We start from the raw sequence: 10,930 nt of genomic DNA on the forward strand, positions 1-10,930 counted from the left end.
GTAAGATGATAAGTAGTTGGAGCGCGTACAACCCAAAAATTGATGAGGTGGCCATGAAATATTTACCTAAACTTTTTTTACTTATCTACACAATTGCTTTATTCGTTATCAATGGCAAGGTACCTTATATAACAGTACTGGTTATCATCCTGATAATAGGGGTTAATGTATTTAAAGAAAGATTCTATGATACTGTGGATATCAAGATTGCTTCATTCATCCTTATTTATGTAGGTATCTGGATTGACCGGAATTTTACCTTCCTGCTCTGTATCCCTTTGTTTGATTTCACCTATAAAAAGCCCTATATTGGCGTATTATTGGTGTTTCTATTGGGTATATATTTCACCCTGGAATCCAGTCTTCCCTCACTGATTCTGATCATGGGGCTATGTGGAATTCTGGCCTTTGTAATGGAAAAAGCAGAAGTAAAGGAATCTGAATACAAGAGTAGATTTGATGAGGAAAGACGCTTAAGGTACGAGTTGGAGCTGACAAGAGTTAAGCTGCTTAACTCTTCAAAGGATATTGTTCATCTTACCGAGGTCAGTGAAAGAAATCGGATCGCTAGGGAAATCCATGACAATGTTGGTCATGGCATTGCCGGAATACTTATCCAACTACAGGCAGCCAATAAGCTTTTTAATAGGGATGAGAAAAAATCTCAAGAAATACTGAAAAAATCCATTGAGAACCTTTCGGCAGCTTTGACACTGCTGAGAGATACAGTGCACAATATAAAGCCCAAGGAAACCCTGGGCGAGGAATATTTTAAAAGCGTTATTAATAACTTTGGTTTTTGCCCAGTTGATCTTAAGTTTTATGGAGATTTCGGTCTCCTTGCTTCAAGTCAACTGGAGATTTTAGGGTCTATTTTTAAAGAGGCTCTTACCAACGCTGCCAAGCACTCCAAGGCAACCATGGTAAACATAACAATTAATATAAATGAAAAATACACAAGGTTATATATAAAAGATAATGGATTAGGTTGTGCTAAATTAAAAGAAGGTTTAGGGATAAGCGGTATGAAAGAAAGAGTCCTGAACATGGGGGGGACTATATCAATAAGTTCGAATGATGGCTTCTTGATAGTTTGTCTTTTACCAATGGTTACTCAGGAAGGATGTGGGTTGTTTGAAAGTCCTTATAGTGGATGATGATGCTTTAATCAGGGAAGGACTGAAGATCCTCTTGGAGATTGAAGCTGATTTCCAGGTTGTAGGTACTGCAAGCAACGGTCAGGAAGCTTTGGAAATGTGCCGGAAGGAAAAACCGGAGCTTGTGCTTATGGATATAAGGATGCCTATTATGGATGGGGTGTTGGGTACCAAGCTGATTAAAAGTCATTTCCAGGAGATAAAAGTCGTGATTCTTACGACCTTTAAGGACGACGAATACATAAAAGAGGCGTTAAAAAGCGGAGCGGAAGGGTATATTCTTAAAAATCAACCCGCTGATAGTATTATTGAGAGTTTGCGAGCTGTTGGCAAAGGCAATATCGTTTTAGAGCGAGAAGTAGCCAATGCCCTTTCTTCCATGCTCAAGGAAGGTAAAAAGGGGGCTCCCGAAAATCTTGATATTTCACAACGTGAACTTGGAATATTGAAACTGGTGGGAGAAGGTCTATCAAACAAGGAAATTGCAGAAAAGCTTTACTTAAGTGAAGGTACTACGAGAAATTATGTGACAGGCTTACTGGAAAAACTGGGATTCAGAGACAGAACCCAACTGGCCATTTTTTATATTAGAAATTATGAATAAATAGCTCTTTGTATGTTCCATGGCGACCTCCTTTTGTTGCAAAATCGGCAAAGGGAGGGTATTGTTTACTGACTCGTACCCCTTGTCCCTTTTAAAAACGCTATAAAAGACTGGGAAGCCAGAGAAACCGGAATATTCTTTTTCAGCGCAATGCCTATTGTACGCTCTGGTATGGCAGGAGAGATCGGAATTTCCTTCAGTATACCTAGAGCTAGTTCCTCAGTAACAAAACTTTTGATCACCGAGGCAATCCCCAACCCGATTTTTGCAAATTCAATTAAGATATCCATACTGCTGATCTCTATTTCTGGTGTAAAGCTGAGATGATTGGTCTTAAAATAGTCGTCGATATGGATCCGTGACAGATTCTCGGCTTCCATCATGAGGAGTGGGTAACTTACAAGTTTCTTAAGGGGGAGAGCACAATCCGGGATGTCATACTTACTGCCTGCCACAAAGATGTCCTGAATGGTCATCAACTCGACATATTCGAGGTCTCCCTTGTCCATGGGAATGCTGATAATGCCAAAATCAAGCTGCCCTTGCTCCAAAAGCTTCAAGGTATCTGGTGAAGGTCGGTTGATGATTTGAATGTGTATGCCCGGGTACTGATAATGAAAGGCCTCCAGATGAGGTAAAAAGAAGTATCTGCAAAGCGTATTGCTTATGCCCACTTTGACAATGCCCTCGGTCCTCTTTTTTAGTTTTTCAAGCATCATCTCTCCATTGTGCAGGGTTTCAAAGGCACTTTTTACATAATCATAGAGAATCCGCCCCTCTGTTGTGAGGGTGACACCCTTAGAATTTCTGATGAAAAGGGTACAACCAGTCAAGGCTTCCAGCTTTTTAATAGATTTGCTGATGGCTGGCTGACTAATATAAAGCCTTTCTGCGGCTTCAGAAAGACTCCGGCACATAGCAGTGAAATAGAAAACCTTATAAAGCTCAGTATGCAACATGGTATAACCTCCAGTTATGAGTTATATGAAAAACCGGCATTTTAATTATAACAAAAAATGGAGTAGGATGAAATAAATGAAAAGGAGGATTGCCTATGAACGCGATTGAAAAAATCATTGCTGCCCATGCAGGTCTCAAAACCGTTAAACCGGGACAGATCGTTGATGTGAACCTTGATTATGTGATGGCCAATGACGCTACAACCACTCTATCGATTGATGTATTCCAAAAAGAATTGAAAGGCGAACGGGTTTTTGATCGGGAAAAAGTGGTCTTGGTTATGGATCATTATACTCCTTGCTGTTCTGTTGATGCAGCGGAAACCCACAAAAAAATGCGGCAGTTTGGGAGAGATCAGGAGTTGAGCTACATTTACGACGGTGTGGGGGTATGCCATCAGCTAATGTTGGAGCATCATGCCAAACCGGGCGATTTTATCATTGGTGCCGATTCCCATACCTGTACCTATGGTGCCATTGGTGCCCTGTCCACCGGGATGGGATCAACGGATGTGGCGGTTGCTTGGATGGAGGGTAAGGTCTGGATCAAGGTGCCTTTTGCCATCAAGATCCGTGTCAGCGGAAAATGGCCCAAGGGTGTCTACTCCAAGGATCTCGCCCTAAAGGTGATCGGTGACCTGACTGCCAAGGGTGCTACCTATAAGGCCTTGGTTTTTGAAGGCGAGGCCATTAGAGATATGACGGTTTCTGAGCGGGTGACCCTTTGCAACATGGGCATAGAAGCAGGAGCAAAATTTGCCTATATGCAACCTGATGAAAAAGTGAAAACCTTCATGAAGGATATGGGAAGAGAGTATGATCCGGTAATTGAGGACGATGACGATGCTTCATATGAATGGATATTAACTTACGATGTAGAAAACTTGGAACCTCAGATCGCCTACCCCAATAGCGTGGATCAAGTCAAATCCTTGTCCGACTTTGAAGGTCTTGAGATTGATGAAGTGTTTCTAGGTGCCTGTACCAATGGTCGGTTTGAGGATCTTGAAATAGCGGCGGCTATTCTGAAGGGGAAAAAGATCTCCGACAAGGTGCGGATGCTGGTTACACCGGTCAGCAACGCGGTATACATGAAGGCCATGGAACGAGGTCTGATCGGGACTTTTATTGAAAGCGGCGCTATGGTATCCCCTCCTGGTTGCAGCGCCTGCTTTGGCGGTACTATTGGACTTATTGGGCCTGGTGAGCGTCTCCTTACAACGGCCAATCGGAATTTCAAGGGCCGCGTGGGTAGTCCAGATGGAGAAATCTATCTTGCAAGCCCAGCAACGGCTGCAGCTTCTGCACTCTATGGAAAAATTACCGATCCAAGGAAGGTGATATAAGATGATCAAAGCTAAAACGATCAAATTTGGAGATAATGTGGATACCGATCAGATCATTCCTGCACAATACCTGAGTCTGTCTACAATCCAGCAAATAGCTCCCCATACCTTTGAATTCCATGGAAACTTTGCGAACGATTTTAAACCGGGGGATATTATTTGCGGCAATGATAACTTTGGTTGCGGATCTTCAAGGGAGCAGGCTCCTGCCGTTCTACAGGAAAGAGGGGTCAGTGCGGTCATTGCCAGAAGCTTTGCCAGAATTTTTTATCGCAACGCCATCAATATTGGCCTACTGTTGGTGGAATGCGAAAAAGCAGATGAAATCAGACATGGTGATGTATTAGAGATCGACCCTCAGAAGGGGGTCATAAGAAATATTACAACCGACTGTAACCTCGAAATCACGCCTTTGCCACCATTCATGCAAGAAATATTGAATTGTGGTGGGATCGTAAAGTATATTGATAATAGGAGGGGACAATATGACGGATTGGAGTGCAAATCAATATCTGAAATTTAAAAATGAGCGGACACAACCTGAAGAAATGAAGGCATTATTTGAACAGGATGTTTTTAAACGGCGTCATTCAAAGCTACCCCCAACAGAAAAATGGTGATGTTCTATTCCGATTCCCACGCTTGTTTCTGATGGCGCGTCCTATATAAATGCGGAGTGATTTGTGCAGGAGGTCGTTTGGATAAGTGAAGTGCGAATACGAAAAGTCATATTTTTTCGATCATTTCAACGCGGGATGGAATTGTCGTAATGAAGGAGTAGATACAATGGTTTATTAGAATATCTAATTCAAACGAGGCTGAAAGCGATTTGCTTTCAGCCTCGTTTGTGATGCCCTTACAAGTCTAATGAGTTCATTTTAACTAAGGAACTCAACACAATGTTATTTTTGGATCTAATGTTTTTAAATGAAAAGCTTATATTAATCTTAAGCAAACATTCAGTTTAACATCAGCTGTGTTTCAGACTTGTATTGCATAATGATATTGTCATGAAGACAAAGAAATTCTAACAAATAATCAACTAAAGTTGAACGAAGGTTTTATAAATGAAAATAATTAAGGAGGGAATTTTAGTTGAAAAATAAGATAAAGTTCTCAAAGGAAACCTTTGGAATATCACTAATCTTAATGTTATCTGCAATATTAAATTTTGTTAATTTAGGAATAGAGGGTTATGCAAACACTTATTACGCCGCTGGTGTAAAAAGTATGACGATGAGTTGGAAGAATTTCTTTTTTGTATCCTTTGATCCGACAAGCTTTGTATCGATTGATAAGCCACCCTTAGGTTTTTGGATTCAGGCTCTATCTGCTAAACTATTTGGTTTTAGTGGCTGGAGTATACTTCTGCCGGAGGCTCTTGCTGGCGTGATCTCGGTCGCAGTAATCTATTATATTGTTAAAAGATCCTTTGGGAGTACAGCAGGGCTCATTTCAGCCTTATGCCTAGCAGTAACCCCGGTGTTTGTTGCCGTAAGCAGAAACAATACGTGTGATAACTTGCTTGTTTTAACGCTCCTCTTAGCTAGCTGGGCACTTTCGATTGCTGCCGAAAAAGGAAAACTGAAATATCTTCTCATAAGTTTAGCTGTCGTGGGAATTGGTTTCAATATTAAAATGCTTCAAGCGTATATGGTAATTCCAGCGATCTATATAAGTTATCTCTTTTCTACCGCAGTTTCCATGAAAAAGCGATTAACCCATCTTATTATGGGCACGGTTGTGCTTCTGGTTGTTTCGTTCTCTTGGGCCATAGTGGTAGATCTGATACCTGCAGCAAGTAGGCCCTATGTAGGGAGTAGTACCAATAACTCAGAGATCGAACTGATAATTGGTCATAATGGATTGGAACGGCTTGGAATTGGAAGCAGCTCAACTACTACTCTACCTACAGGTGAAAACAACTTTGGCTCAGGAATGGAAGGGGGTACTCCTCCGACAGGATCAAGACAACAAATGGAAGGAGGTGCAACACCGACAGGATCTGGTCAAGGAGGGCAGGCTCCAGGAGGAACAGCGAACGGTGGTGGTAGTAGTAGCATGGGAGGTAGTGAACCGTCCAGCATCACGAGGTTATTTTTCAATAATAGCTTATCAGATCAAATAATTTGGTTATTTCCCCTTGCAATATTTGGTTTCATTGCCGCCGCAATCAAAGAAAAACTGAAAATCGCTTTGGATAACCGAAGAAAATCCGATCTAATCCTGTGGTCAATGTGGTTAGTACCTGCATTTGTCTACTTTAGCTTTACAACAGGTCTGTTTCATCCCTATTATCTGACGATGCTTGCGCCACCCATAGCTGCGTTAGTTGGAATCGGTGTTGTTGCAATGTGGGAACTTTATAAAGAGGGTGGATGGAAGTCTTGGATTTTACCAGGAGCGCTGATTGTCGATGGCTTAGTTCAGCTCTTGATCCTTTCCTACTATTACGAGACCTCAAGTATCGCCAAGATATTAATGATCATACTGTCACTCCTGTGCTTTATTTCTTCAATCCTGCTTATTATTGTGAACTTGAAGAAAAATGGGAATACCAAGTTAAAGAAAATCCTGGTGGTTACGGCTCTAATTGGGCTCTTGATAACTCCGACAGTCTGGTCCGCTACGACCATGTTTTACACGATGTCTGGAACCTTCCCATCGGCTGGGTTATCGTTAATTTCGAGTGCCTCAAAGGGAAATTCAAATACAACGACTTCAACTAGTAATTCAAAGTTAATCGAATTCTTAACGAGCCATAAAACAACTGAAAAATATATCCTTGTAACTTCATCTACAAGTGGTGATGCAGCAGATATAATTATTAAAACGGGTGAATCTGTCATGACTTGGGGCTTTTTTGGAACGGATAACGCCATTACACTAGCACAGTTTCAAGAACTCGTTAGTAAGGGTGAAGTAAGATATGTAATGGTAGGAGGCCAAGGTGGTGGCTCGAGTAACGATATTATGACTTGGGCGGCAAAAGTTGGTACTATCGTTCCAGAGAGTGAATGGAAGGATGCAACTGATACGACTAAAACAACTGATACGGCTTCCACAGCTATTAGTAATGAAAAATCTACCGATGCAAAAAGTGAACAAGTAGGTGGATTTGGCGGCGAAAATTCAGGGCAGTTATATGACTTAAAAGCATATGCTGACTCCATAGCCCAAAAGTAATGACTAGCTACTATTAATATGCATTACCTTATTCTAAAGAGGCTGAAAGCAACTATTTCAGCCTCTTTCAAGGTCCTACCTAGTTAGTCAAATGTGCTTAGCTGAGTTTTAAGTAAACTCTCAGCTAAGCATCAGCTGTATTTCAGATTTTTATTGCATAATGATCTTGTCGTACAAAACAGTACAGTAAATTAGAAGGGTTATAAGGATCAACGGATCTTAAGACAAGTTCTCAAGAAACAACTAGGCAAGAAACAGCCGATAAGGGCAGCGGTATGAAATAAACATCCCTAGCAGTAACGTCTTTGCCACCAATGACTAGCTGCTAGGGTTTAATGAATTATTATTAGCCCATTATTTCCATTTACCGTTACATTTTGTCCATTTTTGCGTTTTTCACATTCAACACCGCAGGAATATTATATTCTCTGGCAACGATTACGCCATGACTTAACGTCAATGAAACGTCGTATAAATCAAGTGGCTCCCAAGGCTGGCCTGCGCGAAGCGGTTCGCTCTGAATACGTGTGTGATCGTTGGGTTGCTCGCAAGTTTGCTCTTCGCGCTGGGCAATTGACAGGTTTAGGAGATGACATTTTCTTTCTCACAATCGAAGAGGTCTTGGATGTTCTGTCGGGAGATGAGACGGCCCTACAATTGATCACTGCCAGGAAAGACATCCACAGCAGGTATTCGCCTTTGCCCGCCTATCCATCGATTATATGCGGTCGTTTTGATCCGTTCCAATGGGCGGCTGATCCCGAGCGACGCCATGACATCTACTTTGCTTCAGGCTTCACCTCCGCTGCTATGTCTGATTCCAGTGAATTAAACGATAATCTGATAACTGGTTCCGCGGGTCTGCGGGTCGATTCGAGGGAGTGGTTCGTCGCTTAGACACTCCAGAGGAAGGAGATCAATTGCAAAAAGGGGAGATCCTAGTTACCTCCCAAACAGACATCGCTTGGACACCTCTCTTTCCTCGGGCGGGTGCAATTGTCACTGATGTGGGGGCACCGCTTTCGCATGCTGCTATCGTTGCTCGTGAGTTGGGCATTCCTGGAGTGGTAGGCTGTGGCAACGCGACAAGGCGTTTGAAGACCGGTGAATGCGTATTGGTCGACGGCGGGCAAGGTACCTTTAAGGATGACGAATACATAAAAGAAGCGTTAAAAAGCGGAGCGGAAGGGCCCCCCAGATACCCTGCCGACATGGCAAAACCAAAAACTCCGCCAGTAAGAGAATCCGGTGTGATTTTCTTAATAAGGGTATTAACAGAAGGATTTAGCCCTGCTATTGCTAATCCTAATAAAAAGCGAAGACCCATTAGTTGCCATGAATTTTTGACAAAGGCTTGAGGTATATAAATGATTCCGGCAACGAAAAGAGCAGCTAATATCACATTCGCCAGAAATGATTTTGGAACAACTCTGCTCAATATTCGTATCGTTTTAAAGTATAACCAAACAATGGGGGCGGTTAACAATGAATGAAGAACACGCATTCAATTCGACTTGGTTTGGAGGTTAGCGATGGCATAAAGCTAACACACTATATAATCCCGGCATATACTAGGATGAATAAGACAATAAGGGGTAATAGAAAGTGGAAGCTAACAACAAAAATAGTCAACTATTTAATACAAAGGAATACGGCTTCTCTTTTTATAGTTATCCAAAATATAACCCATACTTTGGTAATGATATTTCAGCCACCAAAACTGACAACCCTACTATGCAAAGAGAAGAAATTTGGGATAAAAATTACCCCTATAGAACAAAGGATGCTTCGGATGGATCTTCTCGCAACATTATGCTGCTTACCCCTGCTATCTTTGGAGGGCTCGGAGCATTTATGGTAAGCTTTCTTTTAAGGCGGCGTATGCCGAGAGAGAATAGGGTTGATGAGGAAGTATCTGGACAATACCTGGAGACGCATCCTAGGGGGTTCTATAAACTAGAGTTGTTTCTTAATGTTTTATCTATCATTGCTCTTGCAGGCTGCACAGCTTATGTTTACGAAGAAATAAAAGGAGACGGAGGAATAAGAAGGTTTGCTGCTGTTGTACCGACAGTGATAATCATCATTTTCCTTTTTGCTTCTGAACATTTCCTTCTCTATACAGTTTGTCCGGGATGTTATGAAGGAGTTGCGGGTAATTCAGCAGTAGGCGATTTTCTGAATCTAGTTGCCTTAAGTGTTGGGGCGATCTCAGTCGGAGAAAGTTACGGTATAACAGCAAAAACAACAGGGACAAAAGTTCTTTTAGCTCAAGAAAGTCTCTTTAATCTTTTCGTTTTAGCGCTCCTGATAAGCTTCATTGTGTAGTGAAATTTACTTTTAAAATTATAAAGAGCGATAGGGGCTATATCAGTTTTGTCAAAAGATCAGTATATGCTGTCTCAAACGATAGCAGATGTTGGGAAAGACAAGTATTCAACGGTGAAAAGAACGTTAAGGAATTAGACGCTGATAATATCCTTCCAACTCCGGCACAACCCGAACGGGTCGAATATAAAGACGATGGTCAACCGATACCCGACGATGGTTATTGGCATACGGTACGGGAACAAACACATACACCGATAAAGACGGCGTGGTTCATTCAGTAGACACGACCGTCGAAGGAATTGCTTAAGTATACACAAAGCGAAAGGAGCTTCGGTCACAAATCGACCGGGGCGTCTTTTTGCCTATTACTACCTCAACCCGAAGATGGGCGCCAAGGTTCGAAAGTCTAATTCGATAAAGTACACTTGCCCGGAGTGCGGCACGATCGTCCGGGCGACCAGGAATTGAATATTGAATGTGGTGATTGCAAGGTTGCATTCGTAGCGGCATAAGGCTACGTCCGTAGTAGCGACGCTTAATCAAAACCTTAATATATCTTTTGTTTTTTTGCCAATTGAAATACAAATATCCAAATCCATACGAAAACAGGTATCTCAATGATGATGTTCTTGACTTTTTGGTATTTGATCGGATTAGGGTTAAGGACTACTTTAATAAACCATTTGTTTATTCTAATCATACAACACCAATCACAGTAAGTCTAAGTGCATATTTAATCATGATTGTTTCATAAGAGCGAAAATTAAGATAGACCTAACGTAATTTCATTGTTAGATTTCTGAGGGTATTGTTCTTATGGATAGGGCACCGTGGTCACGGTAATAAGACTATATAAATATATAGTTCTTTTACGGGTGACAGGGCACGTGGAGACGATAATAGGGGGGCTATATCTGTAACAGTAAAAGATATCAAAGGTTTTCCAACCATATTATGGGTAGAAGGTGACAAGGTCGAGCCAATTTCTTATATAGATTTTCTGGATAAACCCTGTGCGAGCTGGCAGAGACATACTCTACAGTTCCCCGAATATCGAGCTTAGCTAGTTTGTGCGGCTCAAATTCACAAATTAAGAAGAGGCTTATCACGCTTAGTAATAGAAAACATCAATCGGCCTCGGTTGAATGGTCATTGGTAGGTGGTTTGATGATAGCATTAATTGGCTTCGCGACTTTTGCCAGTGCTCAAGTGAATACAAACCCCGTTTTAGAAGACGGTCAAAAGATCAAGATATCTCAAGGGAACAATGGGGGACAAGCCGTTGGAGCTGCTAAAGGGATTGTCGATAATAGCTCGGGAATCATGGTCGAAGATATCACAGGACCT

Annotated in this window: 11 protein-coding genes and 2 pseudogenes; 10 read left to right on the top strand and 3 right to left on the bottom strand. The window is 41.8% G+C overall.

Features of this window, described 5'->3' with window-relative positions; translation table 11 throughout:
• On the top strand, positions 1–1,157 hold a 1,157-nt coding region (locus tag DOT_RS20885), incomplete at its 5' end, for a sensor histidine kinase (protein WP_242833883.1).
• Positions 1,135–1,761: a response regulator transcription factor gene (locus DOT_RS20890; RefSeq protein ID WP_009623217.1), complete on the top strand. Its 627-nt coding sequence runs from the start codon at positions 1,135–1,137 to the stop codon at positions 1,759–1,761. The genes DOT_RS20885 and DOT_RS20890, both read left to right, overlap by 23 nt.
• 65 nt (positions 1,762–1,826) lie before the next feature.
• On the opposite strand, the gene DOT_RS20895 is transcribed toward DOT_RS20890, so the two are convergent.
• On the bottom strand, positions 1,827–2,720 hold the full coding sequence (locus DOT_RS20895) for a LysR family transcriptional regulator (protein WP_009623218.1): 894 nt from the start codon (positions 2,718–2,720) through the stop codon (positions 1,827–1,829).
• Positions 2,721–2,815: 95 nt separating this feature from the next.
• On the opposite strand from DOT_RS20895, the gene DOT_RS20900 reads away from it, so the two are divergent.
• From DOT_RS20900 to DOT_RS32060, 5 genes and pseudogenes are all read left to right on the top strand, one after another.
• Positions 2,816–4,066 (top strand): 3-isopropylmalate dehydratase large subunit, encoded by a 1,251-nt coding sequence (locus DOT_RS20900; RefSeq protein ID WP_009623219.1) that lies wholly within the window; start codon positions 2,816–2,818, stop codon positions 4,064–4,066.
• Position 4,067: 1 nt separating this feature from the next.
• Positions 4,068–4,589: a 3-isopropylmalate dehydratase small subunit gene (gene leuD / locus DOT_RS20905; protein WP_009623220.1), complete on the top strand. Its 522-nt coding sequence runs from the start codon at positions 4,068–4,070 to the stop codon at positions 4,587–4,589.
• A 626-nt stretch (positions 4,590–5,215) separates the two neighbouring features.
• Complete coding sequence (locus tag DOT_RS20910; protein WP_050809929.1) at positions 5,216–7,252, top strand: glycosyltransferase family 39 protein; 2,037 nt, start codon at positions 5,216–5,218, stop codon at positions 7,250–7,252.
• Between the two features lie 459 nt (positions 7,253–7,711).
• A complete protein-coding gene (locus DOT_RS32055) occupies positions 7,712–8,149 on the top strand; it encodes a hypothetical protein (protein ID WP_009623223.1) in 438 nt (145 codons plus the stop codon).
• Positions 8,134–8,328 (top strand): annotated as a pseudogene (locus DOT_RS32060) (PEP-utilizing enzyme); the annotation flags it as partial. The gene DOT_RS32055 and the pseudogene DOT_RS32060, both read left to right, overlap by 16 nt.
• Before the next feature lie 122 nt (positions 8,329–8,450).
• Here DOT_RS32060 and DOT_RS32065 read toward each other — a convergent pair.
• A pseudogene (locus DOT_RS32065) lies at positions 8,451–8,654 on the bottom strand (MFS transporter); the annotation flags it as partial.
• On the opposite strand from DOT_RS32065, the gene DOT_RS32530 reads away from it, so the two are divergent.
• Entirely contained in the window at positions 8,620–8,745 is a 126-nt protein-coding gene (locus DOT_RS32530; RefSeq protein ID WP_009623225.1) for a hypothetical protein, read from the top strand. The pseudogene DOT_RS32065 and the gene DOT_RS32530 overlap by 35 nt on opposite strands.
• Before the next feature lie 112 nt (positions 8,746–8,857).
• Entirely contained in the window at positions 8,858–9,580 is a 723-nt protein-coding gene (locus DOT_RS20925; RefSeq protein ID WP_009623227.1) for a hypothetical protein, read from the top strand.
• 126 nt (positions 9,581–9,706) lie between these two features.
• Here DOT_RS20925 and DOT_RS32535 read toward each other — a convergent pair whose 3' ends face one another.
• Positions 9,707–9,835, bottom strand: a complete 129-nt coding sequence (locus DOT_RS32535; protein WP_282433486.1) for a hypothetical protein — start codon at positions 9,833–9,835, stop codon at positions 9,707–9,709.
• A gap of 915 nt (positions 9,836–10,750) precedes the next feature.
• Between DOT_RS32535 and DOT_RS20935 the strand changes: the two genes are divergently transcribed.
• The coding region (locus tag DOT_RS20935) for a hypothetical protein (protein ID WP_009623230.1) at positions 10,751–10,930 on the top strand (180 nt) is incomplete at its 3' end.

The organism is Desulfosporosinus sp. OT, from assembly GCF_000224515.1.
Classification (GTDB): domain Bacteria; phylum Bacillota; class Desulfitobacteriia; order Desulfitobacteriales; family Desulfitobacteriaceae; genus Desulfosporosinus.